Genomic DNA, 25,320 nt, shown 5'->3' with positions numbered 1-25,320 from the left:
ATCTATTTTTTGCCTGTGAATAACTAGCCATTTTGATCTCAGGTAATCCTCGATCTGATCAAGGTAAGATCACATTATTTGATCTGTTTAAGATCCATGATCTTGTTGATCATTTTTTACTTATCCACAGAGATCGTCGATCCTTATAATAGATCTAATAAAAGATCATATATAGAGATCCTATATAAGTAAGCTTTGTCAGAGACTTAGATTAAAAACGCGAAAAGCGATTTTCTATCAATGTGAAAGCAGGTAGAATAGCGCTCTTTTTTATCTGCCCATCTCTCTATTGAATACCAGAGGTCAGTTCATGCTTTATCACGAAAAATTTGACGTCATTGTTGTCGGTGGCGGACACGCAGGAACGGAAGCCGCACTCGCATCAGCTCGCACAGGACAAAAGACGCTGTTACTGACACATAACATCGACACTTTAGGTCAGATGTCATGTAATCCAGCCATCGGTGGCATCGGTAAAGGTCACCTAGTCAAAGAAGTGGATGCGATGGGAGGGTTAATGGCCCAAGCCATCGATCATGCTGGTATTCAATTCAGAACGCTGAATGCATCTAAAGGTCCAGCAGTAAGAGCAACTCGTGCTCAAGCTGATCGTGCTCTGTACAAAGCCTATGTTCGTGAAGCATTAGAAAATGCCCCTAACCTGACCTTATTTCAACAATCCGTTGATGATCTGATTGTTGAACAGGACAGAGCTGTCGGTGTTGTGACACAGATGGGACTACGTTTTCATGCCAAAGCAGTCGTATTAACGGTTGGGACTTTCCTTGGCGGTAAGATCCATATTGGTATGGAAAGCTCTTCTGGTGGCCGCGCGGGCGATCCTCCTTCCATAGCTCTGGCGGATCGTTTACGTGAATTACCATTCCGTGTTGATCGCCTTAAGACAGGAACTCCACCACGAATTGATGCGCGAAGTGTTGATTTCTCCCAGTTGGAAGCACAACATGGTGATAATCCAACACCTGTGTTCTCCTTTATGGGTCAAAGAACACAGCACCCACGCCAGATCCCGTGCTTTATCACCCACACCAACGATCAAACACACGAAGTGATCCGCAATAACTTAGATCGTAGCCCGATGTATGCGGGTGTGATCGAGGGGATTGGTCCACGTTACTGTCCGTCGATTGAAGACAAAGTGATGCGTTTTGCTGACAAGAACAGCCATCAGATCTTTATCGAGCCTGAAGGACTGAATACGCATGAGCTCTATCCAAATGGCATCTCAACCAGTCTGCCGTTTGATGTTCAAGTTCAAATTGTTCGTTCAATGAAAGGGTTTGAAAATGCCCACATTGTGCGACCAGGCTATGCGATAGAATACGATTTCTTCGATCCACGTGATTTAAAACAGACCTACGAAACCAAATTTATTAATGGTTTGTTCTTTGCTGGCCAGATCAACGGCACCACTGGCTATGAAGAAGCGGCTGCGCAAGGTTTAATGGCGGGCTTGAACGCGAGTTTGTACAGTCAGGACAAAGACGGTTGGAGCCCACGCCGTGATCAGGCTTACGTCGGTGTTTTGATTGATGACCTTTCAACAATGGGCACCAAAGAACCGTATCGCATGTTCACTTCACGCGCCGAGTATCGCTTGCTACTGCGCGAAGATAACGCGGATTTGCGTTTAACAGAGCAGGCGCGAGAACTTGGTTTGATCGATGATCTTCGTTGGGCGCGTTTCAACGAAAAGATCGACAATATGACCAAAGAGCGCCAGCGTCTGAAAGACACTTGGATGAACCCTAAGTCACAAGGCATTGATGCACTTAACCAACTGCTAAAAACACCAATGGTGCGTGAAGCCAGTGGTGAAGATCTGCTGCGTCGCCCTGAGATGACCTATCAGCAGCTGACAGAGCTAGAAGCCTTTGCACCTGCGCTGGCGGATCAACAGGCTGCAGAGCAAGTGGAAATCCAAGTTAAATACGAAGGTTACATTAAGCGTCAGCAAGACGAGATTGAAAAATCCTTACGCCATGAACATACACACCTGCCACTTGATATGGATTACGCCAACGTAAAAGGCCTGTCGAATGAAGTGGTGGCGAAATTGAATGAATCGAAGCCAGAATCTATCGGTATTGCTTCACGCATCTCTGGAATTACGCCTGCGGCCATCTCCATCTTGCTTGTTCATCTCAAAAAGCAAGGCATGCTGAAGAAAGGTGAGGAAGCATAATGAGCGCATTACGTACTGAACTGGACGCATTGATCGCACAAACTAAGCTTGAGGTGTCAGATAATCAACGAGATCAACTTGTTGGTTATGTTGAAATGCTCAACAAATGGAACAAAGCTTATAATCTGACCTCGGTACGCGATCCTAGTGACATGCTGGTGAAACACATTCTGGATAGTATTGTTGTCAGCTCTCACTTACAAGGGCAGCGTTTTATTGACGTTGGCACCGGGCCGGGCCTGCCGGGGATCCCTTTGTCTATCATGAATCCAGACAAAGAATTTTATTTGCTCGACAGCCTTGGTAAGCGCATTCGTTTTATTAAACAAGTGCTGCATGAACTAAAGATCGAAAATGTCACGCCGATTCAAAGCCGTGTTGAAGAGTTTCAGCCGCAAGACAAATTTGACGGCGTTTTAAGCCGAGCATTTGCCTCTATGGTTGATATGGTGGAGTGGTGTCATCACTTACCCAAAGCCCAAACCGGCTGTTTTATGGCTCTTAAGGGCCAACTGCCTCAGGATGAGATTGACCAGCTTCCGGACTGGTGTTCTGTGACCGACATCAAAGCTTTGCAAGTTCCTGAATTGGAAGGTAAGCGTCATCTAGTAATCTTATCCCGCAAGGAATAAAAGCGAGGTTCACCGTGGGAAAAATCGTAGCAATCGCCAACCAGAAAGGTGGAGTTGGTAAAACAACAACGTGCATCAACTTAGCCGCGTCTATGGCTGCGACCAAGCGTAAGGTATTGGTGATTGATCTCGATCCGCAAGGTAACGCTACTATGGCCAGTGGCGTCGATAAGTATCAGGTCGATGCCACCGCTTATGAGCTGCTGGTTGAAGATGTCGCATTTGATGATGTCGTGTGTCGCAAGACCTCTGGCAACTATGATTTGATTGCTGCCAACGGCGATGTCACTGCGGCTGAAATCAAACTGATGGAAGTGTTTGCGCGCGAAGTTCGTCTCAAACATGCACTTGCGTCAGTTCGCGATAACTATGATTTCATCTTTATCGATTGTCCTCCATCGCTAAACCTTCTTACAATCAATGCCATGGCCGCAGCAGATTCGGTCTTGGTTCCTATGCAGTGTGAGTATTTTGCACTGGAAGGTTTAACAGCATTAATGGATACCATCAGTAAGCTGGCAGCGGTGGTAAATGAAAATCTTAAAATCGAAGGTCTGCTTCGCACCATGTATGACCCTCGTAACCGCTTATCAAACGAAGTATCCGATCAGTTGAAAAAGCACTTTGGTAACAAGGTGTACCGCACTGTTATTCCGCGTAATGTTCGTCTGGCCGAAGCGCCAAGTCATGGTAAACCTGCCATGTACTACGACAAATACTCCGCAGGCGCAAAAGCGTATCTGGCTCTAGCTGGAGAAATGCTGCGCCGCGATGAAGTCCCTGCATAACCCAACCAAAGGAATTTGTCTCATGTCTAAACGTGGTTTAGGTAAAGGGCTTGATGCTCTGCTTTCAACGAGCTCGCTCGCGCGTGAAAAACAGCAAAGTGCCTTGCACAGCCAAGAGCTTTCTTCTGATGGGGAGCTGACAGATTTAAGCATCAATAGCCTTAAGCCTGGTGTTTATCAGCCGCGTAAAGATATGGAGCCCGAAGCGCTAGAAGAGTTAGCGGCTTCGATAGAGTCTCAGGGGATTATTCAGCCGATCGTGGTTCGTCAGGTTGAAAATGACAAGTTTGAAATCATTGCGGGTGAACGCCGTTGGCGTGCGGCACGCAAAGCGGGGCTCAAACAAGTACCGTGTGTGATCAAAAACGTTGACGATCGCGCAGCGATCGCTATGGCGTTGATCGAGAACATTCAACGTGAAGATCTTAATGTGATCGAAGAGGCTGTCGCCCTCGATCGTCTTCAGGAAGAGTTTTCTCTCACCCACCAGCAAGTGGCTGAGGTGATTGGTAAATCGCGTGCTACCGTGAGTAACTTGCTGCGACTGAATCAGCTGGAAATGGACGTCAAGTATCTCCTTTCAGAAAAAATGCTCGAAATGGGCCACGCACGTGCGCTGTTGGCGTTGGAAGGGGAAGAGCAGGTTGAGGTTGCTGAACTGGTCGCGAAGAAGCGTATGACAGTTCGTCAGACAGAACAGTTAGTGAAAAAGTGTCTCCAGCCGCAATCTGAAGAGAAAAATGAGCTTCAAGACACTGAGGCACAACAAATGTCACAGAAATTGAGTGAAATGCTCAGTGCTAAAGTGGCAATCGTGCGTGCCAAGAACGGCGCGTCGAAAGTCACGATTAGTCTTGATGAGCCTCACAAATTAGAGCAACTGATTGCCAAGCTTGAAGGCTAAATGAGATAATTGATCTCGGTCAATTATGTAAAAAAACGAATTTTTGTGCGGAAGTTGTCGGTTTGTAAACAAAATTGTAACTTTTTGCGGTGTTTTAATTGCATTCAATAGGACTCACCGTATAATTTTCGCCAATTTCCCAGCATGAGGTAGTAACGCTGTGGATTTTACTCGAGGTACGAATACATGGTAGCTGCGTTAGCTAGACCAGGACGAGAGCTTGCAAAGCGATTGTTAATGATCCAGTTTGGCGCGGTTACACTAATGGCGGCAGGAATGGCAGTGGCTGTGAATGCTGAATGGGGGCTTTCAGCACTGATTGGTGGCGGCATTTTTGTTGTCGCGAATGCGGTGTTCGCATTGTTTGCTTTCATGTATGGTGGGGCTCGCGCTGCAAAGCGTATCGCGAACTCTTTCTATGCCGGTGAAGCACTGAAAATCCTTATCACAGTGGCGCTTTTTTCCGTTGCTTACATGTATATACAGGTGGAACTTGTTCCCCTTAAGCTAACCTATTTGCTGGCTCTAGGTATTAATATCTGTGCGCCAGTGCTATTCATTAACAACAAAAAATAGGATGAGTTATGGCTGCGCCAGGTGAAGCGCTAACTGCGTCCGGATACATTTCCCACCACCTTACAAACCTTTCTACTTATAAGTTAGGTCTTGTAGCGGAGGAGGCAAGTTTCTGGAACGTACATATCGATAGCCTGTTTTTTTCTTGGTTTACTGGTTTAATTTTCCTAGGAATCTTTTACAAGGTAGCAAAGAGAACAACAGCGGGTGTACCAGGTAAGCTTCAGTGTGCTGTAGAAATGATCGTTGAATTTGTCGCGGAAAACGTCAAAGACACGTTCCATGGACGCAACCCACTGATCGCGCCTTTAGCACTGACTATCTTTTGTTGGGTATTCTTAATGAACTTGATGGACTTAGTGCCAATCGACTTCTTACCTTACCCAGCAGAGCATTGGCTTGGTATTCCTTACCTTAAGGTTGTACCGTCTGCTGATGTGAATATCACCATGGCTATGGCTCTAGGCGTTTTCGCTCTGATGATTTACTACAGCATCAAAGTGAAAGGTCTAGGTGGATTCGCTAAAGAATTAGCACTACATCCATTCAATCACCCACTGATGATTCCGTTTAACCTACTGATTGAAGTGGTCTCGCTACTGGCGAAACCTCTGTCTCTTGGTATGCGTCTATTCGGTAACATGTTCGCGGGTGAGGTTGTATTCATTCTTTGTGCGGCAATGCTACCATGGTACTTGCAATGGATGGGTTCACTACCGTGGGCAATCTTCCATGTCTTGGTTATCACGATTCAAGCCTTCGTGTTTATGATGTTGACAATTGTTTACCTGTCAATGGCACACGAAGACAGTGATCATTAATTTTTTAAAGCTTTTTATTTGGGCAACTAGCCAACAACTATAAATTGGAGATAGTAATGGAAACTTTACTGAGCTTTTCTGCAATCGCCGTAGGTCTTATCGTCGGTCTTGCTTCTCTTGGTACTGCGATTGGTTTCGCACTTCTAGGTGGTAAATTCCTTGAAGGTGCAGCACGTCAACCAGAAATGGCTCCTATGCTACAAGTTAAGATGTTCATCATCGCGGGTCTACTTGATGCGGTTCCAATGATCGGTATCGTAATCGCACTTCTATTCACATTCGCGAACCCATTCGTTGGTCAACTAGGTTAATCACTCTTAACTTTCGACAAGCTTTGGCTTGTTATTGATTAATACTAAGTCCGAATAGAAGGGGTAGCTGTTGTGAATATAAACGCAACTCTGCTAGGTCAAGCAATCTCGTTTGCACTGTTTGTGTGGTTCTGCATGAAGTATGTATGGCCGCCATTGATGCAAGCGATCGAAGAGCGTCAGAAAAAAATTGCTGACGGTCTACAAGCAGCTGAACGTGCTGCAAAAGACTTGGATCTAGCGCAAGCAAACGCTTCTGAACAGATGAAAGAAGCGAAGCGCACAGCAACAGAGGTCATCGAGCAAGCGAACAAGCGTAAAGCTCAAATTCTAGATGAAGCTCGTGAAGAAGCTCAGGCAGAACGCCAGAAGATTCTTTCACAGGCGGAAGCTGAACTTGAAGCTGAACGCAACCGTGCACGCGATGAGCTGCGCAAACAAGTTGCAACTCTGGCTGTAGCTGGTGCTGAGAAAATCATTGAGCGTTCTATCGATAAAGATGCGCACAAAGATATTCTCGACAACATTACTGCAAAACTTTAAGTCTGGGGGCGCCTATGTCTGATTTGACTACTATCGCACGCCCCTATGCTAAAGCAGCATTCGACTTTGCAGTGGAAAAAGGCGCGTTGGACCAATGGGGTCAGATGCTTTCTTTTGCTGCTGAAGTAGCTAAAAACGAACAGATGCACGAACTCCTAACGGGTTCGGTTTCTGCCGATAAACTGGCAGAAGTATTTGTAGCAGTTTGCGGCGATCAAGTTGATGCTCATGGCCAAAACCTATTGAAGGTGATGGCAGAGAATGGCCGATTAGCGGCCCTTCCTGATATTTGTGAACAGTTCTTTGCTCTGAAAAAAGAGCATGAGAAAGAAGTAGATGTTGAAGTCATTTCAGCATCAGACCTTTCTGATGAGCAGCTTGCAGGTATCAGCAGCAAACTTGAGCAGCGTCTTGAACGCAAAGTTAAGCTGAATTGCAGTGTAGATGAGGCCCTACTTGGTGGGGTGATTATTCGAGCCGGAGACTTAGTCATCGATGACTCAGCGCGTGGTCGTTTGAACCGCCTGAGCGATGCATTGCAGTCTTAATGGGGATTGGAGCATGCAACTTAATTCCACGGAAATCAGCGATCTAATCAAACAGCGTATCGAATCTTTCGACGTTGTTAGTGAAGCTCGCAATGAAGGTACTATCGTTTCGGTAAGCGATGGTATCATCCGCATTCACGGCCTAGCGGACGTGATGCAAGGTGAAATGATTGAATTACCGGGTGGCCGTTATGCACTGGCACTTAACCTTGAGCGTGACTCGGTTGGTGCAGTTGTAATGGGCCCATATGCTGACCTTAAGGAAGGCATGAAAGTTACAGGTACTGGTCGTATTCTTGAAGTACCAGTTGGTCCAGAACTACTAGGTCGCGTAGTAAACACGCTAGGTGAGCCTATCGATGGTAAAGGTCCAATCGAAGCGAAACTGTCTTCACCTGTAGAAGTGATTGCACCAGGTGTAATCGACCGTCAATCGGTTGATCAGCCTGTTCAAACTGGTTACAAATCTGTTGACTCAATGATCCCAATCGGTCGTGGTCAGCGTGAGCTTGTTATCGGTGACCGTCAGACTGGTAAAACAGCAATGGCGATCGATGCAATCATCAACCAGAAAAACTCTGGTATTTTCTCAATCTACGTAGCAATCGGTCAGAAAGCATCGACTATCGCTAACGTAGTTCGCAAACTAGAAGAGCACGGTGCGCTAGCGAACACTATCGTTGTTGTTGCATCGGCTTCTGAATCTGCAGCGCTACAATACCTAGCGCCATACGCAGGTTGTGCGATGGGTGAATACTTCCGTGATCGCGGCGAAGACGCACTGATTGTTTATGATGACCTATCTAAGCAAGCTGTCGCTTACCGTCAGATCTCTCTACTACTAAAACGTCCACCGGGTCGTGAAGCCTTCCCTGGTGATGTTTTCTACCTTCACTCTCGTCTACTAGAGCGTGCTGCTCGTGTAAGCGCAGAATACGTAGAAAAGTTCACTAACGGTGAAGTGAAAGGTAAGACTGGTTCTTTGACTGCTCTTCCTATCATCGAAACTCAAGCTGGTGACGTTTCAGCATTCGTACCGACTAACGTAATCTCGATTACCGATGGTCAGATCTTCCTACAGACTGAGCTATTCAACGCAGGTGTTCGCCCAGCGGTTGACCCAGGTATCTCAGTATCTCGTGTAGGTGGTTCAGCTCAGACGAAAATCATCAAGAAACTATCAGGTGGTATCCGTACAGCACTTGCTGCATACCGTGAACTAGCGGCTTTCGCACAGTTCTCTTCTGATCTTGATGAAGCAACGAAGAAACAGCTAGACCATGGTCAGAAAGTAACAGAACTAATGAAGCAGAAGCAGTACGCTCCAATGTCTGTATTTGACCAAGCGCTAACTATCTTCGCGGCAGAGCGTGGTTACCTAGATGATGTAGAACTGAACAAAGTTCTAGATTTCGAGGCGGCTCTACTATCGTATGCTCGCGGTCAATACGCTGAACTAGCGTCTGAGATCGACAAGACGGGTGCTTACAACGATGAAGTTGAAGCTCAGCTTAAGAAACTGACTGACGACTTCAAAGCAACCCAAACTTGGTAATAGGTCGGTGGCAGTCTCTGCCACCAACTAATGGAGAGTAACGATGGCCGGCGCAAAAGAGATACGTAATAAAATCGGTAGTGTGAAAAGCACTCAGAAAATTACGAAAGCGATGGAAATGGTAGCAGCTTCAAAAATGCGTCGTTCTCAAGATGCAATGGAAGCTTCTCGTCCATACGCTGAAACAATGCGTAAAGTGATCGGTCACGTGGCAAACGCAAATCTAGAGTATCGTCATCCGTACCTAGAAGAGCGTGAAGCGAAGCGAGTTGGTTACATCATCGTTTCTACAGACCGCGGCTTGTGTGGTGGTTTGAACATTAACGTGTTCAAGAAAGCTGTTATAGACATGCAAGCTTGGAAAGAGAAAGGTGCTGAAGTGGAACTGGCAGTTGTCGGTTCAAAAGCTACAGCGTTTTTCAACAACAGTGGCGCTAAAGTCGCTGCGCAGGTTTCTGGTCTGGGCGATAGCCCAAGCTTAGAAGACCTAATCGGTTCTGTAAGCGTAATGCTGAAGAAATACGATGAAGGTGAACTGGACCGTCTGTATGTAGTGTTCAACAAATTTGTGAACACCATGGTTCAAGAACCAACGATCGATCAATTGCTACCTTTGCCTAAATCAGATAGCGAAGAAATGCAGCGTGAGCACTCATGGGACTACATCTATGAACCTGAGCCACAACCTCTGCTGGATGCACTATTAGTGCGTTACGTAGAGTCTCAGGTCTACCAAGGTGTGGTTGAGAACCTTGCTTGTGAGCAAGCGGCTCGAATGATTGCGATGAAAGCTGCAACAGACAACGCCAGCAACCTGATTGAAGACTTAGAACTTGTGTACAACAAAGCCCGTCAGGCTGCGATTACACAAGAACTGTCTGAAATCGTTTCAGGTGCTGCAGCGGTTTAAGCTTAGGTAAAACGAAATAGTTTAGAGGATTAACGATGGCTACAGGTAAGATCGTACAGATCATCGGTGCGGTAGTCGACGTAGAGTTCCCACAGAGCGAAGTACCTAGTGTATATGACGCTCTAAACGTAACGGACTCAAAAGAGCGTCTAGTTCTTGAAGTTCAACAACAGCTAGGCGGTGGCGTAGTTCGTTGTATCGTAATGGGTAGCTCTGATGGTTTACGTCGTGGAGTTGAAGTGGTTAACACTGGCGCTCCAATTTCGGTACCAGTAGGTACTAAGACCCTAGGTCGTATCATGAACGTTCTAGGTGACGCGATTGACGAGTGTGGTGAAATCGGTGCAGAAGAGACTTACTCTATTCACCGTGAAGCACCAAGCTACGAAGAGCAATCAAACGAAACAGCTCTACTAGAAACTGGCGTGAAAGTAATCGACCTAGTTTGTCCATTCGCTAAGGGTGGTAAAATCGGTCTATTCGGTGGTGCAGGTGTAGGTAAGACCGTTAACATGATGGAACTTATCAACAACATCGCACTACAACACTCTGGTCTATCTGTATTTGCAGGTGTTGGTGAGCGTACTCGTGAAGGTAACGATTTCTACTTTGAAATGCAGGAAGCGGGCGTTGTAAACGTTGAGAAGCCTGAAGAATCAAAAGTAGCGATGGTTTACGGTCAGATGAACGAGCCACCAGGTAACCGTCTACGTGTTGCACTGACTGGTCTAACAATGGCTGAGCGTTTCCGTGACGAAGGTCGTGACGTTCTACTGTTCGTTGATAACATCTACCGTTACACACTAGCGGGTACAGAAGTATCAGCACTTCTAGGTCGTATGCCATCTGCGGTAGGTTACCAGCCTACTCTAGCAGAGGAAATGGGTGTACTTCAGGAGCGTATCACGTCAACTAAGCAAGGTTCTATCACGTCTGTTCAGGCGGTATACGTACCTGCGGATGACTTGACTGACCCGTCTCCTGCAACAACGTTCGCGCACTTGGATGCAACGGTTGTACTTAACCGTAACATCGCAGCGATGGGTCTATACCCTGCGATCGACCCACTAGATTCAACGTCTCGTCAGCTTGATCCACTAGTTGTAGGTCAAGAGCATTACGACATCGCTCGTAACGTTCAGCAGACACTTCAGCGCTATAAAGAGCTGAAAGACATCATCGCGATCCTAGGTATGGACGAGCTATCTGAAGAAGATAAGCAAGTTGTATCTCGTGCACGTAAGATTGAGCGTTTCCTAACTCAGCCTTACCACGTAGCGGAAGTATTCACTGGTGACCCAGGTATCTACGTACCTCTTAAAGAGACTCTACGTGGCTTCAAAGGTCTACTAGCTGGTGATTACGACGACATTCCAGAGCAAGCGTTCATGTACTGTGGTGCAATTGACGATGCTATCGAGAATGCGAAGAAGCTATAAGGCTAACTAGGAGGCGATATGGCACCAATAACCTTTCACCTAGACGTGGTAAGCGCTGAGAAGAAAATCTTCTCTGGTCGTGTTGAAACGTTTCAGGTGACCGGTAGCGAAGGTGAGCTGGGTATTTTCCACGGCCACACTCCGCTACTGACCGCTATCAAGCCTGGTATGGTGCGTATTGTGAAACAGCACGGCCACGAAGAAATCATTTATGTTTCTGGTGGTATGGTGGAAGTTCAGCCAGGTACAGCGACTGTACTGGCTGATACGGCTATCCGTGGTGAAGAACTAGACGCAGCGAAGGCAGAAGAAGCCAAGCGTCGCGCTGAGGAGAGTATCCAGAATCAGCACGGCGATATGGACTTCGCTCAAGCGGCCAGTGAGCTGGCGAAAGCCATTGCTCAGCTACGTGTTATCGAGCTGACAAAAAAACGCCGTTAATTTAATTACGGTGTTTTAAAAATGATAAAGGCGGTCATATGACCGCCTTTTTGCTTAATTTTTAACAGAAATTTTTCCAGATCAATTAACTAATTCTTGATTAGTGTCTAGAATACCCCTCAGTTTTACAACAAGCACATATAGGTTACTGAATGAAATTTAGCGCGGTGATCCTCGCAGCGGGTAAAGGAACTCGCATGTACTCGAACAAGCCAAAAGTACTGCATACCTTGGCGGGTAAACCCATGGCCAAACACGTGATTGATACCTGTTCTGGTTTAGGCGCGCAGAATATTCATTTGGTTTACGGCCACGGCGGTGATCAGATGCAGGCTGAGCTGGCAGAGGAGTCCGTGAACTGGGTTCTGCAAGCTGATCAGCTAGGGACAGGACACGCGGTGGATCAGGCTTCTCCTCAGTTTGAAGATGACGAGAAGATCCTTGTTCTTTATGGTGATGTACCGTTGATCTCAGAAGAGACAATCGAAAGCCTATTGGATGCACAGCCTACAGGTGGTATTGCGCTGCTGACGGTCGTACTGGATAACCCGATGGGATATGGACGTATCGTACGCAAGAATGGCCCTGTTGTTGCCATCGTTGAGCAGAAAGATGCGACTGAAGAGCAGAAGCTGATCAAAGAGATTAATACTGGTGTAATGGTTGCTACTGGCGGTGATCTTAAGCGTTGGTTATCTGGCCTGAACAACAATAACGCTCAGGGTGAATATTACTTAACAGATGTGATTGCCGCGGCTCATGATGAAGGCCGTGCAGTGGAAGCTGTTCATCCAGTAAACCCAATTGAAGTAGAAGGCGTTAACGACCGTGCTCAGTTAGCTCGTTTAGAGCGTGCTTTTCAGTCTATGCAAGCTCAAAAACTGCTAGAACAGGGAGTGATGTTACGCGATCCGGCACGTTTTGATCTGCGCGGTGAGTTGCAGTGTGGTATGGATTGTGAAATCGATACCAACGTCATCATTGAAGGCAAAGTAACCTTGGGCGACAACGTGATCATTGGTACTGGAAGTGTACTGAAAGATTGTGAAATCGATGACAATAGTGTCATTCGCCCTTACAGTGTGATTGAAGGCGCGACGGTTGGTGAAGAGTGTACAGTTGGCCCGTTTACACGTTTACGTCCTGGTGCTGAGATGCGCAACGACTCTCATGTAGGCAACTTTGTTGAAGTGAAGAATGCACGCATTGGCGAGGGTTCTAAAGCTAACCATCTGACCTATTTGGGTGATGCGGAAATTGGTCAACGCACAAACATCGGTGCGGGCACAATCACCTGTAACTATGACGGTGCGAATAAGTTTAAGACCATCATCGGTAACGATGTGTTTATTGGCTCTGACAGTCAGCTGGTGGCTCCTGTTACTATCGCGGATGGTTCAACCGTCGGCGCTGGCACGACATTAACTAAAGACGTTGCAGAAGGAGAGTTAGTGATTACTCGCGCGAAAGAGCGCAAAATCACAGGCTGGCAGCGCCCAGTGAAACAAAAGTAAACCTCAATTATTAAAAAACGCCGCTTATTGCGGCGTTTTTTATAGCTAGTTACTTGGAATAGCAATACGTTGCTCTAGCCATCTTACTGCCTGCGATACCAACAGAATTAAAATCAGATACTCCAGGACCAGAAAGGTATAAATCTCAAGAGGCAAATACTCATTGACCACCAGCTCATTTGCCCGCCGCGTTAAATCACTCAGTCCAATCACGCTGACCAACGAGCTCATTTTCAATATGTAGACGAACTGGTTACCTAGTGGTGGCAGGATTTGTCTAAATGCTTGTGGAAGTATGACCAGGCGCATTTTTTGCCAGTAATTCAGTCCGAGTGACTCTGCAGCCTCGTGCTGCCCCTTGGCAATGGATTGGATCCCACCGCGAAAAACTTCCGCCATGAAAGCACTTTCTGCAACTGTCAGGGCGATGACACCTGCCCAAAAATGATCGAGTGAGATATCCAGCAGTGTCGGTAGGCCATAATAGACCCACAATAGCAGTACCAGCACAGGAATCGATCGGATGACCTCAACATAAACTCTATTGAGACCATTGAGCCACCTTGCGTTTGATAATGAAGGTAGGGCGACCAATAAACCTATCAGCATTGCCAAAGTCATGCTCAGAAGAGAAATTGTGATGGTGTCGTAAAAGCCGGCACTCAGAAACTTCAGGTTTGTCTGGCCTTGCTCCGTTGAAGGATCGAGTACATACCAGCCCCATTGATAGTCACTACAGCCGGTGAGAAGGAGAATGGTTGCCAGCCAGAAATAACGATAGGTCACATTACATCCTGTATTGTCTAAAAAAACTGCTTTGTTGCTGCTATGTTAGCAGTGAACTATCACAGAGCGTAATAACTTTAAGGAAGATTAAATGAACAAGTTCATCCTAGCACTCGGACTGTGTATTTTATCAATCGGTCAGGCGGCCGCCGAGACCAGCCGACTCCATGAGATTCTTGATAGCGGGGTGTTACGAGTAGGGACGACCGGGGACTGGAATCCGATGACGATGAAAGATCCAGCTACCAATAGCTATAAAGGCTTTGATATCGACGTGACCACTGAGCTAGCCAAAGATTTAGGCGTCAAGGTTGAATATGTTGCAACGGATTGGAAAACACTGGTCAACGGCATTACCGCCAATAAGTACGACATTACGGGCAGTGCCTCTCTGAATATGTCTCGCGCTAAGGTAGCAGGCTATAGCCAACCTTATTTCTACTTGGCTTTCGTTCCTGTGGTACAGAAAAAAGATCTGCAAAAGTTCTCAGACTGGAGCGATTTTGACAAGGCAGAGGTAAAAGTTGCAGCTACGTTGGGTACGGTGCAAGAAAAGATGGTGAAAGAATTCTTTCCTTCGGCAAAACACATTGTGATTGAAGCGCCAGCACGAGATTTCCAAGAGTTATTAGCTCGCCGTGCAGATGTATCCGTGACATCGAACGTTGAAGCGGCTACGTTAGTCGAGAAGTTTAAACAACTGGCTATTGTGCCTGTAAAAGAGCCGCGCAAACCTACCCCAATTGCGATGCTGCTACCGCAGGACGACCAAGTATGGATTAACTACATTAACCACTGGGTAGAACTGAAAAAGACCCAAGGCTTTTTCAAACAAACTGCTGAGAAGTGGGGATTGAAGAGCAAGTAATTGCTTTGTAGAAAAAGAGCCGCACAACGCGGCTCTTTTTAATTGGTTACTCGTCACTGACGACACGAGAATTGTCGGGGGCGGTAAACTGTTCTGACAATTGACGGTTAGAAACAATGTAACCAAGCCATAGACCACTCATACAAATCACGATAGCGATACCCGTGACTACTTGAGCTTGGCTCGCCATCGCCGCGACTAACGCACTGGCGAGACTGCTGACGCAGATCTGCAAGCTATTTTGCAGCCCTGCTGCAGTGGCTGGGCTCTGCTTAGCGCTGGCCAATGCACGGTTGACGACAATCGGATAAAGCGCACCGTTAGCAACGGCAATCAAGCAGAAGGGTGCAAGAATCGGCCAGATGGATGTTAGCTGCCATTGTGAGGCGATAAACACGAGCAGTGAAGCGACACTGAATAAACCAATCAACTGACGCAGTACTTTTTCATCCCCATATTTGGCCACCCCTTTTTTACCTAAGTAACCACCAGCCATAAAGGCGATCGTCTGCGGAATAAAACTTAGACCGATATCTTTGGCTTCGTAGCCAAGCTGAGCCATTATTTCCGGCATACCGGTCAGGTACGCGAAGAATGCAGCTGACGCCGTCGCAAACATCATAACGTTGCCCAAATAAGTCTTTGAGCCTACTAGCGCTTTGATGTCTGAACTCATGCTAGTCTGCTTAGCTGGCTCCTTTTCATTGCTTTGTGCCATCGTCGTGGCTACCAGCAATAACCCCATTAGCGTCAGGGCAACAAAAATACTGTGCCAGCCGAAGTTATCTGCCAGAACAACACCCAACTGCGGTGCTAAAGCGGGAGACAGTGCCACTAACGGCATAATGGTGGCGAAGATTTGTTGGCTGCTGCCGGAGTAACGTTTGATGACCATGGCTTGCCAGATAACTGCAGGAGCGCAGACGCCGATGGCCTGAATGAAGCGCAGTGTCAGTAATTGCCAGACTTGATCACTGAAAGCAAGACCAAAAGAGGCCACGGTAAACAAACCTAAACCTGCGGCTAGCGTATTTCGATGGCCAAATTTGTCCGATGCCAGTCCCCATAAAAGCTGGCCAATCGCCATACCGACCAGAAATACAGTTAATGAGAGTGCAATTTGTTCTGGACCAGTAGCAAAGTCACCTTCCATTGCTTTGAAAGCGGGTAAGTACATATCTGTAGCAATAAAACCTAGCATTGATAACGAGGCTAAATAGAAAAGTTGTAATTTAGAAATTTTCATCATCTTTCCATTCAAAAAAATTCACTGATTGTTATAAGTTGTCACCAACCTTTTTATTAACTTTGCTATTCTATTTTTCGTGATAGTGAAATTGAAACGCTAAAATTTGCGGTTATTCATCAAAAAATTTGAAAGGTTGTTATGAGTGTATTTTCTCAAACTTCGTTAGAGCTGGTGGATACGGTGGCTCGCCTAGGCAGTTTTACAGCGGCAGCGGAGGTCTTGCACAAAGTACCATCTGCCATCAGCTACAGTATTCGCCAAATGGAACAGGAATTGGATGTGGTGCTGTTTCGTCGTTTACCCAGAAAGGTGGAACTGACGCCCGCGGGTGAAGTGTTTCTTGAACAAGCAAGGGCAATGCTTCGACAGATGGAAGAAGTGAAAGCGCAAACCAAGCGTGCGGCGCATGGCTGGCAAAAAACACTCAAACTGACTTTAGATAATGTCGTTAAACTGGAGCGCCTCAAGCCATTAATAGAGGATTTTTATCAGACCTTTCCTTATGCTGAGCTGCAGATCAATATGGAAGTGTTCAACGGTTCTTGGGAAGCCATCTCTCAGGGCAGAGCCGATATTGTTATTGGTGCGACGTCGGCGATTCCCGTTGGTGGAGATTTTGAAGTCCGGGATATGGGAATCCTAGATTGGGCATTTGTCGCTTCACCTAGCCACGCTTGTGTACGCCAGCAAAATCTGACTGAAGAGTTTGTCAGTCAGTTTCCGGCGATCTGCCTTGATGATACCTCTAATGTGCTGCCCAAACGTCACACTGGTCATTATCCTCACCAGCGCCGTTTGCTGCTGCCTAACTGGTATAGTGCCATTGAGTGCTTAAAAAATGGTGTTGGGGTGGGCTATATGCCGCGTCATATCGCGATGCCATTGATCCATGAAGGTCAGTTGGTTGAGAAGTTATTACCAGATGACAAGCCGATCAGCCGTTGTTGCCTAGTTTGGCGCAAAGATGACAATCACAAATTAATTCAGTGGATGGTGGACTACCTTGGTAGCGGGGATAAGTTACACAACGACTGGCTGCGTTATGCATCAAATTGAACCAGATTCAAATTGTTAATGTTAGCAGATTGTTATTTACAAGCGGCTTGATACTATCCAATACATGATTCTGTAAATTGTTAAGGTACTGCAGTTTGAGGATAGTAGACAAAAAATGGCAGGTACTGCCTATTTTGACCTTGTCGGTTTCTATGCTGGTTGGGTTGTACGGTTTTTACATCACCTTGGAACGTTTAGTCATAGAGCGCGAACGTTCTCACCTCATTTCGCTGATGTCGGATGTCATTTATGTCATTCGTGAAGACAGCGCCAAGTTCACTCCTGAGTTAGATGTTGATGACTACATTGGCGATCTGACCCAAGCAAATACGCAAATGCGCATTCAGGTGATTGATCCTTCTGGTTTGGTTATCGCCGATACTGACTTATCCGATCACGCGTTAGCGCGAGTAGAAAATCATGCTAACCGTCCTGATTTCCAGCAAGCGCTGGAAACCGGTGAAGGCAGTGATGTTCGCTTCAGTACGGTGACATCAACGGATCGCATCTACTACTCGAAAAAAGAAAGCATCAATGGCAATGACTTTGTGATTGTTTTGTCTTCGCCTATGTACCACTTAAAGCAGATGACTTTTGAGCTGATGACCATTCTGACGATTATGGTCATACTCAGTATCGGCTTTTTGGTCGGTACCTCCTATCTCAGCAATCGACGAATCAACCTACGGGTTGAAGAAGAACAAACTAAGCAAGATGAGCGAATTCGCCAGCGTACCAATGAGATTGAATTGATGCATCGGCTCGCCAATATGCTTGCCGCCTGCAACAACATGGTTGAAGCGCAGAAAATAGTCTCCGATGTCCTACCGAGAATTCTTGGCAATGTGAATGGTAGCGTGTCGCTGATGCGTGCGTCGCGTAATCAGCTTGTGACTCAGCTAGACTGGGGGGAAGAGTGGCCAGGTAGTCGCAGCTTTGCTCCCGATGAGTGCTGGTCATTACGCAAAGGGCGGGTGTATCAATCTAATGATGAATTCCACACTTTATCTTGTGAACATATGGAAAACGTGGGAGACAATCAAACCCTATGTATCCCACTTACGGCACACGGAAATACCATAGGTATCATGCATCTCTATTTTGGTTCGAGTGAGGTTGAGATCGATGAGATTACTGAACAGCTGGCATTCAGCGTGGCTGAACATTTAGGCTTAGCATTAGCGAATTTGAGTCTCCAAGAGAAATTGCGCTCTCAGGCATTGAGCGATCCATTAACGGGTCTGTTTAATCGTCGATTCTTCGAGCAAAAACTGACTGAGCATGCGATGAACTCGGCAACGTCAGAGCAGCCGCTGTCATTGTTGATGCTTGATTTAGACCACTTTAAACGCTTTAACGATAACTTTGGTCATGATGCTGGAGACTTTGTTCTCAAAGAAATCAGCGCCTTGCTGAAGCGTAGTGTCGGGGATGATGAAATTGCCTGCCGTTTAGGCGGTGAAGAGCTGGCGGTGTTGTTACCGCAATCGAATATGAAGCAGGCGACTGAGTTTGCCAATACTCTTTGTGAAGCAGTGCGCTCACTGCACCTGGAACATAAAGGCTTATCTTTGGGTCAGCTTGGTGTGTCGATTGGTGTCTCAACGTATCCAAAGCCGTCCTCAGATATGGAGTCTCTAGTCAAGATGGCTGATCAGGCTCTGTATATGGCAAAAGATTTAGGTCGAAGCCGAGTCGTAAACTATGACGAATACCGGACACATAAGAAGCCCGGCCTAGAAGTGGTAGAGCTGGAAGAAAACCCAGCTTAGAATTTAGGTAAATAAATTCAGGTAAATAAAAAGGCCAGCATTTGCTGGCCTTTGTTATGTTAAGCAACGCGCCTATGGGCGTTCAAATACAGTCGCAATGCCTTGACCCAGACCGATACACATGGTCGCTAAACCATACTTGGCGTCTTTTGACTCCATCAAGTTGATCAGTGTGGTTGAGATGCGTGAACCAGAACAACCTAATGGGTGACCTAGTGCAATGGCACCGCCATTGAGGTTAACCTTCTCATCCATCACATCTAGCAGACCTAGATCTTTCGCACATGGTAGCGATTGTGCTGCAAAAGCTTCGTTAAGCTCAACCACATCCATATCTTCAATTGACAGGCCTGCGCGTTTTAGAGCTTTTTGCGTTGCAGGTACTGGGCCATAGCCCATGATAGAAGGATCGCAGCCCGCAATCGCCATCCCTTTGATACGAGCTCGAATTGTAAGTCCGAGTTCATTGGCTTTGTCTTCGCTCATGATCAGCATTGCAGACGCACCATCTGAAAGTGCGGATGACGTACCTGCTGTGACTGTACCATTCGCAGGGTCAAATACAGGACGAAGCTGAGAAAGCCCTTCTACCGATGTTTCTGGACGAATCACCTCATCGTGGTCTAGCGTGAACAAGGTTCCGTCTGCAGCGTGACCTTCTGTTGGCAAGATTTCGCTTTTAAAACGACCCTCAACCGTAGCAGCGTGAGCGCGAGCATGAGAGCGTGCCGCGAATTCGTCTTGCTGCTCACGACTAATGCCGTGCAGCTTACCTAGCATTTCGGCTGTCAGACCCATCATGCCGGCTGCTTTCGCGACGTTTTTAGACATACCAGGATGGAAGTCGACACCGTGATTCATCGGTACGTGGCCCATGTGCTCAACACCGCCAATCAGGCAGATTTCTGCATCACCTGTCATGATAGCGCGAGTCCCGTCATGCAATGCTTGCATGGAAGAACCACATAGGCGGTTGACGGTCACTGCACCAATCTCAATCGGTAGTCCCGCTAGCAAGGCGGCATTGCGGGCGACGTTGAAGCCTTGTTCTAGTGTCTGCTGAACACAGCCCCAGTAGATGTCTTCAATTTCGCTCGGATTAACCTGAGGATTACGAGCCAGAATGCCTTTCATCAAATGGGCTGATAAATCTTCAGCTCGTGTGTGTCGGAAAGCGCCACCTTTAGAGCGCCCCATTGGTGTACGCAGACAATCTACGACAACGACGTTTCTTGTTTGTAAAGCCATGTGGGAATCTCCTTAGATAGAACCGTGTTGCTGAGTGCCATAGAAGGTTTCGCCTTTGGCAGCCATATCAATCAGCATTTGTGGAACCTGATACATAGCACCAAGATCTTGGTGCTGCTCTGCCATCGCAACAAATTCAGCGATGCCCACACTATCTAGGTAGCGGAACACACCGCCACGGAATGGAGGGAAGCCCAGACCGTATACCAATGCCATGTCAGCTTCCTGTGGAGAAGCTATAATGCCTTCCTGCAAACACAGCACGACTTCGTTGATCATTGGAATCATCATACGTTGAATGATGGTCTGATCATCGAACTCTTGAGCTTGGCTGCATACCTCAGACAAAATCGGTAAAATCTTGTCACTAAAGGCTTTTTTCGGTTTACCGCGTTTATCTACGCTGTAGCTATAGAACCCGCTGCCATTCTTCTGGCCGTATTTGTTGACGTCGAACAGAGCATCAATCGCATCGCGAGATGACTTACCCATGCGCTCAGGGAAACCTTGCGCCATGACTTCCTGGGCGTGGTGTGCGGTATCAATACCCACCACGTCCAGTAGGTAAGCAGGGCCCATTGGCCAGCCAAACTGGCGCTCCATGATTTTGTCGACTTTAGTAAAGTCCGCGCCATCACGAAGTAGCATGCTGAAACCGCCAAAGTACGGGAAGAGTACGCGGTTAACGAAGAAGCCTGGGCAGTCATTGACGACGATTGGCGATTTACCCATCTTAGCGGCGTAAGCAACAACGCGATTGATGGTTTCATCGGAGGTGTGCTCACCACGGATGATCTCAACGAGAGGCATACGATGCACGGGGTTGAAGAAGTGCATACCACAGAAATTTTCTGGGCGCTGAAGCGACTTAGCCAGCAAGTTAATTGGGATCGTTGAAGTATTGGAAGTGATAACAGTATCTTCGCTGACCTGTTGTTCTACTTCACTCAATACCGCGGCTTTTACTTTCGGGTTTTCTACCACGGCTTCAACAATCACATCCGAATTTTCAATCCCCGCGTAATGCAGGCTAGGAGTAATTGATGCCAGAATACCTGCCATCTTAAATCCATCGATACGGCCGCGTGACAAGCGCTTATTAAGCAGCTTGGATGCCTCTGTCATACCGAGGTCTAAAGATGCCTGAGCGATGTCTTTCATCATAACCGGCACGCCTTTCAGGGCTGACTGGTAAGCAATACCGCCACCCATAATGCCAGCGCCGAGCACGGCAGCGCGTGCAGTCTGTTTGTTGGCGTGTTTTGCCGCTTTCTTGGCAATACCTTTGATGTACTGGTCGTTAAGGAAAAGGCCAACCAATGCTTTCGCTTCTTCGGACTTAGCCAGTTTGATGAAGTACTTACGTTCAATATCTAGGGCTTCGTTACGTGCAAAGCGTGAACCTTCCTCGATGGCGATGACCGCTTTCATTGGCGCAGGGTAATGTGGGCCTGCTTTTTGTGCCACTAGGCCTTTCGCCATCGTGAAGCTCATCATCGCTTCTAACTTACTCAGGGTAAGTGCAGAGGTTTTTTGTTTACGGCGCTGCTGCCAATCAAGCTTCTCATTAATCGCTTGTGTGAGCGTTGCTAGCGCTGATTCATACAGTGATTCACTGTCGACAACAGCGTCTAGCAAGCCAATTTTTAGTGCTTCGTCTGCGCGGCAAGCTTTACCTTGTGTGATGATTTCCATTGCACTGTCAGCACCAATGACGCGAGGTAGGCGTACACAGCCGCCAAAGCCTGGCATGATACCGAGCTTAGTTTCTGGTAAGCCAATGCTGGTGGTTTTGTCACCAATGCGCATGTCAGTAGCAAGTACACACTCACATCCGCCGCCAAGAGTATGGCCTTTCAGCACAGAAATGGTTGGTACTGGCAAATCTTCAAGCTTATTGAAGATGCTGTTAGCAAACTGCAGCCACTTATCGAGTTCGGCTTCTTCTTTGGCAAATAGGCCTAAGAATTCGGTGATGTCTGCGCCGACAATGAAAGCATCTTTATCTGAAGTCAGTAATAGACCTTTTAGACCCTGATGTGCATTCAGTGCATCGAGAGCTTTATCGAGTGATTCCAGTGTGGCTAGATCGAGCTTGTTGACAGAATTTGGTGAGCAGAAACTTAGCTCAGCGATACCGTCGTGTAATTCCTTTACCTGTAGGGTTTCGGCTTGGTAAATCATTATCTATCTCCATGACATACAATCTTGGGATTGCGCGTATACCGGCCTCAAGCGCACGGCTTGCGGGCCAGCATATAGAAATGTCGCTTTATTTTTATTCTGGTTAGACCAGTTATTTTAGTGTGGACTCAGCCAGAATTAAATTCAATACATTTTTTAAACAAGTGTTTAACATTGTGCGCTGTGGCCGATCTTTTAAGGGCTCTTATTAGGCGAGCATGATAAACTGACATGATAGTAAAAAGTGACCCTATAGTATGAACGACCAGCCCTACCTTATTCCTGCTCAACTTGCTCTATTTGAAGAAGAAATTAAGAAAAGTGTATTTATTACTCAGCTAGCGCATACCCCTTCGATAGAGGCTGCCAAGGCGTTTGTCGAGCAGGTAAAAGCTCAGCACTCAGATGCGAGGCATAACTGCTGGGGATTCGTAGCAGGTCGGCCAGAAGACTCTATGAAATGGGGATTCAGTGACGATGGCGAACCTTCAGGGACGGCAGGCAAACCCATTTTGGCTCAACTGTCTGGTTCTGGAGTGGGCGAGATTACTGCAGTGGTGACCCGATACTCTGGTGGAATCAAACTTGGTACGGGTGGCTTAGTAAAAGCGTATGGCGGCGGTGTCCAGCAGGCGCTCAAGTCTCTTCAAACAATTGAGAAAAAAATAACCACAAAGCTATTAGTGGAGTTAGACTATGGCTTTATTGCTATTGTTCAGGCCTTACTGCCGCAATTTAGCGCGCAAGAAGTGGAGACTGACTATAGTGAACAAGTAAAGATGGTCGTGGAAATCGAGCTTCGCTATGTGAGTGACTTTACCCAAACCATAATCAATAAAAGTGGTGCCAAAGCCTTGGTGACCCCTTTAGACGGAAAATAAAGATAATCAGGAAGTCGGAAGCTCAGCTTCAGTAATCATCAATTCATGCAGTTTCGTTCAATTATTCGGATTGTCGGGCTATTGCTCGCCCTTTTTAGTGTCTCAATGCTAGCTCCAGCGCTGGTCGCGTTAATCTATCGTGACGGTGCGGGTGTGCCATTTGTCACGACTTTCTTTGTCCTGTTTATCTGTGGTGCCATTTGCTGGTGGCCCAATCGTCGCCACAAGCATGAACTTAAAGCACGCGATGGTTTTCTGATCGTAGTTCTGTTCTGGACGGTTATTGGCAGCGCCGGATCGATCCCATTTTTACTATCTGATAACCCGAATGTGTCGGTGACCGATGCCTTTTTTGAATCGTTCTCCGCTCTAACGACGACGGGAGCTACCGTCATTGTCGGCCTTGATGAGTTGCCTAAAGCCTTGCTCTTCTATCGGCAGTTTCTTCAATGGTTCGGCGGGATGGGAATCATTGTACTTGCTGTGGCAATTCTGCCCGTACTAGGCATTGGTGGTATGCAGCTTTATCGCGCTGAGATTCCTGGGCCAGTTAAAGACAGTAAAATGACGCCTCGAATTGCTGAAACCGCGAAAGCGCTGTGGTACATCTATCTGAGCTTAACGATCGCGTGTGCCTTGGCATTCTGGTTGGCGGGTATGACGCCGTTTGACGCCATTGGCCATAGCTTTTCGACCATCGCGATTGGTGGCTTCTCAACCCATGACGCTAGTATGGGCTACTTTGATAGCTATGCGATTAACATGATTACCGTGGTGTTCTTGTTAATCTCGGCATGTAACTATTCTTTGCACTTTGCCGCGTTTGCATCCGGTGGTGTCCATCCTAAATACTACTGGAAGGACCCTGAGTTTCGCGCTTTCATCTTTATACAAGCACTACTCTTTGTCGTGTGCTTCCTTATCCTGCTGAATCACCATTCCTACGATTCCGTCTATGATGCGTTCGATCAGGCGCTGTTCCAGACGGTGTCTATCTCAACCACAGCCGGCTTTACGACAACTGGCTTTTCAGAGTGGCCTCTATTTCTACCTGTATTGTTACTGTTTTCTTCCTTTATAGGAGGTTGTGCGGGTTCAACGGGTGGCGGTATGAAAGTCATACGTATCTTGTTGCTCACCCTGCAAGGGGCGCGTGAGTTAAAGCGTTTAGTACACCCGAGAGCCGTCTATACCATCAAAGTTGGCGGGACCGCCTTGTCTCAACGTGTGGTCGATGCGGTATGGGGTTTTTTCTCCGCTTACGCGCTGGTTTTTGTAGTATGTATGCTGGGTTTGATTGCAACAGGCATGGATGAGCTAAGCGCTTTCTCTGCTGTGGCAGCAACACTCAACAACCTTGGGCCAGGTTTAGGAGAGGTGGCGTTGCATTTCGGCGATGTGAATGACAAGGCCAAATGGGTACTCATTGTCTCTATGCTATTTGGGCGCCTTGAGATCTTTACTTTATTGATTCTACTAACTCCGACTTTTTGGCGAAGCTAAGGAGCTTTCGTGACTAAAGCACTATTTCTCTATTCTTCTCGTGAAGGCCAGACAAAAAAGATTCTTCGATATATTGAGCAAGAGCTTTCACACCTGACTGTGGAAACACTCGATTTGCACAGCGCAGAGCACATCGACTTCGAGCAATACGACAAAGTGTTGATCGGTGCTTCAATACGGTACGGGCATTTGAACAAGCGCTTATATCAATTTATTGAGCGACACAAAGAGAAACTGGAGTCCGGTAAGGTCGGTTTTTTCTGCGTGAATTTAACCGCCAGAAAAGAAGACCAAGGTAAAGATACGCCGGAAGGCAGTGCTTACATCCGCAAGTTCTTAGTCAAATCGCCTTGGAAGCCGGAACTGATAGGTGTGTTTGCTGGTGCGCTTTATTACCCTCGCTATAACTGGTTCGATAAAGTGATGATTAAGTTCATCATGAGTATGACTGGCGGCGAGACCGACACCAGTAAAGAAGTTGAATATACCAACTGGAAAAAAGTCGCCTTATTTGCCCAAAAGTTTAGCAATTTGTGAAAATAAGGTTGGAATTTGGCTGCTTGGGCTTAAATATTAACCGAAAGG

The 25,320-nt window shown here is 46.9% G+C and carries 24 protein-coding genes; 20 read left to right on the top strand and 4 right to left on the bottom strand.

Annotation, left to right across the window (positions count from 1 at the left end):
• Positions 1-310 precede the first annotated feature (310 nt).
• The 14 genes from mnmG to glmU all read left to right on the top strand — a co-directional run bounded on the left by mnmG (position 311) and on the right by glmU (position 13,188).
• Positions 311-2,206, top strand: coding sequence for a tRNA uridine-5-carboxymethylaminomethyl(34) synthesis enzyme MnmG (gene mnmG / locus FIU99_RS16555; RefSeq protein ID WP_006957454.1), 1,896 nt, complete (start codon positions 311-313; stop codon positions 2,204-2,206).
• Positions 2,206-2,838 carry a 16S rRNA (guanine(527)-N(7))-methyltransferase RsmG gene (rsmG, locus tag FIU99_RS16550; protein WP_006957453.1) on the top strand — a complete coding sequence of 211 codons (633 nt, stop codon included), beginning with the start codon at positions 2,206-2,208 and terminating at the stop codon, positions 2,836-2,838. The genes mnmG and rsmG overlap by 1 nt, the downstream gene beginning before the upstream one ends.
• 14 nt (positions 2,839-2,852) lie before the next feature.
• Positions 2,853-3,626 carry a ParA family protein gene (locus FIU99_RS16545; RefSeq protein ID WP_006957452.1) on the top strand — a complete coding sequence of 258 codons (774 nt, stop codon included), beginning with the start codon at positions 2,853-2,855 and terminating at the stop codon, positions 3,624-3,626.
• 22 nt (positions 3,627-3,648) lie between these two features.
• Positions 3,649-4,530: a ParB/RepB/Spo0J family partition protein gene (locus FIU99_RS16540; RefSeq protein WP_006957451.1), complete on the top strand. Its 882-nt coding sequence runs from the start codon at positions 3,649-3,651 to the stop codon at positions 4,528-4,530.
• Positions 4,531-4,716: 186 nt separating this feature from the next.
• The gene (locus tag FIU99_RS16535) at positions 4,717-5,106 is read left to right on the top strand and encodes a F0F1 ATP synthase subunit I (protein ID WP_006957450.1); all 390 of its coding nucleotides are present in this window, start codon (positions 4,717-4,719) and stop codon (positions 5,104-5,106) included.
• 8 nt (positions 5,107-5,114) lie between these two features.
• Entirely contained in the window at positions 5,115-5,927 is an 813-nt protein-coding gene (atpB, locus tag FIU99_RS16530; protein ID WP_006957449.1) for a F0F1 ATP synthase subunit A, read from the top strand.
• Between the two features lie 56 nt (positions 5,928-5,983).
• Positions 5,984-6,238 carry a F0F1 ATP synthase subunit C gene (gene atpE / locus FIU99_RS16525; RefSeq protein WP_006957448.1) on the top strand — a complete coding sequence of 85 codons (255 nt, stop codon included), beginning with the start codon at positions 5,984-5,986 and terminating at the stop codon, positions 6,236-6,238.
• Between the two features lie 72 nt (positions 6,239-6,310).
• Complete coding sequence (atpF, locus tag FIU99_RS16520) at positions 6,311-6,781, top strand: F0F1 ATP synthase subunit B (protein ID WP_006957447.1); 471 nt, start codon at positions 6,311-6,313, stop codon at positions 6,779-6,781.
• Between the two features lie 14 nt (positions 6,782-6,795).
• A complete protein-coding gene (gene atpH, locus FIU99_RS16515) occupies positions 6,796-7,329 on the top strand; it encodes a F0F1 ATP synthase subunit delta (protein ID WP_021458003.1) in 534 nt (177 codons plus the stop codon).
• A 13-nt stretch (positions 7,330-7,342) separates the two neighbouring features.
• Entirely contained in the window at positions 7,343-8,884 is a 1,542-nt protein-coding gene (gene atpA / locus FIU99_RS16510) for a F0F1 ATP synthase subunit alpha (protein WP_152472383.1), read from the top strand.
• Positions 8,885-8,927: 43 nt separating this feature from the next.
• On the top strand, positions 8,928-9,794 hold the full coding sequence (atpG, locus tag FIU99_RS16505) for a F0F1 ATP synthase subunit gamma (protein WP_006957444.1): 867 nt from the start codon (positions 8,928-8,930) through the stop codon (positions 9,792-9,794).
• A gap of 35 nt (positions 9,795-9,829) precedes the next feature.
• Positions 9,830-11,233: a F0F1 ATP synthase subunit beta gene (gene atpD / locus FIU99_RS16500; RefSeq protein ID WP_006957443.1), complete on the top strand. Its 1,404-nt coding sequence runs from the start codon at positions 9,830-9,832 to the stop codon at positions 11,231-11,233.
• A gap of 18 nt (positions 11,234-11,251) precedes the next feature.
• Positions 11,252-11,674, top strand: a complete 423-nt coding sequence (locus tag FIU99_RS16495; RefSeq protein ID WP_006957442.1) for a F0F1 ATP synthase subunit epsilon — start codon at positions 11,252-11,254, stop codon at positions 11,672-11,674.
• 152 nt (positions 11,675-11,826) lie between these two features.
• Positions 11,827-13,188, top strand: coding sequence for a bifunctional UDP-N-acetylglucosamine diphosphorylase/glucosamine-1-phosphate N-acetyltransferase GlmU (glmU, locus tag FIU99_RS16490; RefSeq protein WP_006957441.1), 1,362 nt, complete (start codon positions 11,827-11,829; stop codon positions 13,186-13,188).
• Positions 13,189-13,233: 45 nt separating this feature from the next.
• Here the strand turns inward: glmU and FIU99_RS16485 are convergent, their stop codons facing one another.
• Complete coding sequence (locus FIU99_RS16485; RefSeq protein ID WP_006957440.1) at positions 13,234-13,974, bottom strand: amino acid ABC transporter permease; 741 nt, start codon at positions 13,972-13,974, stop codon at positions 13,234-13,236.
• Positions 13,975-14,065: 91 nt separating this feature from the next.
• Between FIU99_RS16485 and FIU99_RS16480 the strand changes: the two genes are divergently transcribed.
• Positions 14,066-14,842: a transporter substrate-binding domain-containing protein gene (locus FIU99_RS16480; protein WP_006957439.1), complete on the top strand. Its 777-nt coding sequence runs from the start codon at positions 14,066-14,068 to the stop codon at positions 14,840-14,842.
• A gap of 46 nt (positions 14,843-14,888) precedes the next feature.
• On the opposite strand, the gene punC is transcribed toward FIU99_RS16480, so the two are convergent.
• Entirely contained in the window at positions 14,889-16,088 is a 1,200-nt protein-coding gene (punC, locus tag FIU99_RS16475) for a purine nucleoside transporter PunC (RefSeq protein WP_006957438.1), read from the bottom strand.
• 141 nt (positions 16,089-16,229) lie between these two features.
• Between punC and punR the strand changes: the two genes are divergently transcribed.
• Positions 16,230-17,147, top strand: coding sequence for a DNA-binding transcriptional activator PunR (punR, locus tag FIU99_RS16470; protein ID WP_006957437.1), 918 nt, complete (start codon positions 16,230-16,232; stop codon positions 17,145-17,147).
• Between the two features lie 152 nt (positions 17,148-17,299).
• Entirely contained in the window at positions 17,300-18,919 is a 1,620-nt protein-coding gene (locus FIU99_RS16465) for a diguanylate cyclase (RefSeq protein ID WP_050778589.1), read from the top strand.
• Positions 18,920-18,991: 72 nt separating this feature from the next.
• Here the strand turns inward: FIU99_RS16465 and fadA are convergent, their stop codons facing one another.
• Both fadA and fadB read right to left on the bottom strand, forming a co-directional pair.
• Entirely contained in the window at positions 18,992-20,167 is a 1,176-nt protein-coding gene (gene fadA, locus FIU99_RS16460; protein ID WP_006957435.1) for an acetyl-CoA C-acyltransferase FadA, read from the bottom strand.
• A 12-nt stretch (positions 20,168-20,179) separates the two neighbouring features.
• Positions 20,180-22,351 carry a fatty acid oxidation complex subunit alpha FadB gene (fadB, locus tag FIU99_RS16455; protein ID WP_006957434.1) on the bottom strand — a complete coding sequence of 724 codons (2,172 nt, stop codon included), beginning with the start codon at positions 22,349-22,351 and terminating at the stop codon, positions 20,180-20,182.
• Positions 22,352-22,608: 257 nt separating this feature from the next.
• On the opposite strand from fadB, the gene FIU99_RS16450 reads away from it, so the two are divergent.
• The 3 genes from FIU99_RS16450 to hemG are packed head-to-tail and all read left to right on the top strand — an operon-like array spanning position 22,609 to position 25,272.
• Complete coding sequence (locus tag FIU99_RS16450) at positions 22,609-23,232, top strand: YigZ family protein (RefSeq protein ID WP_006957433.1); 624 nt, start codon at positions 22,609-22,611, stop codon at positions 23,230-23,232.
• Positions 23,233-23,277: 45 nt separating this feature from the next.
• Positions 23,278-24,735 carry a TrkH family potassium uptake protein gene (locus FIU99_RS16445; protein ID WP_006957432.1) on the top strand — a complete coding sequence of 486 codons (1,458 nt, stop codon included), beginning with the start codon at positions 23,278-23,280 and terminating at the stop codon, positions 24,733-24,735.
• Between the two features lie 9 nt (positions 24,736-24,744).
• Positions 24,745-25,272 carry a menaquinone-dependent protoporphyrinogen IX dehydrogenase gene (gene hemG / locus FIU99_RS16440; protein ID WP_006957431.1) on the top strand — a complete coding sequence of 176 codons (528 nt, stop codon included), beginning with the start codon at positions 24,745-24,747 and terminating at the stop codon, positions 25,270-25,272.
• Positions 25,273-25,320: the final 48 nt, after the last annotated feature.

The sequence above is a fragment of the Vibrio sp. THAF64 genome (genome assembly GCF_009363455.1).
Taxonomy (GTDB): Bacteria; Pseudomonadota; Gammaproteobacteria; order Enterobacterales; family Vibrionaceae; genus Vibrio; species Vibrio coralliilyticus.
Note: the sequence above shows the minus strand (reverse complement) of the source record. Positions and strands in the feature narration are given on the sequence as shown.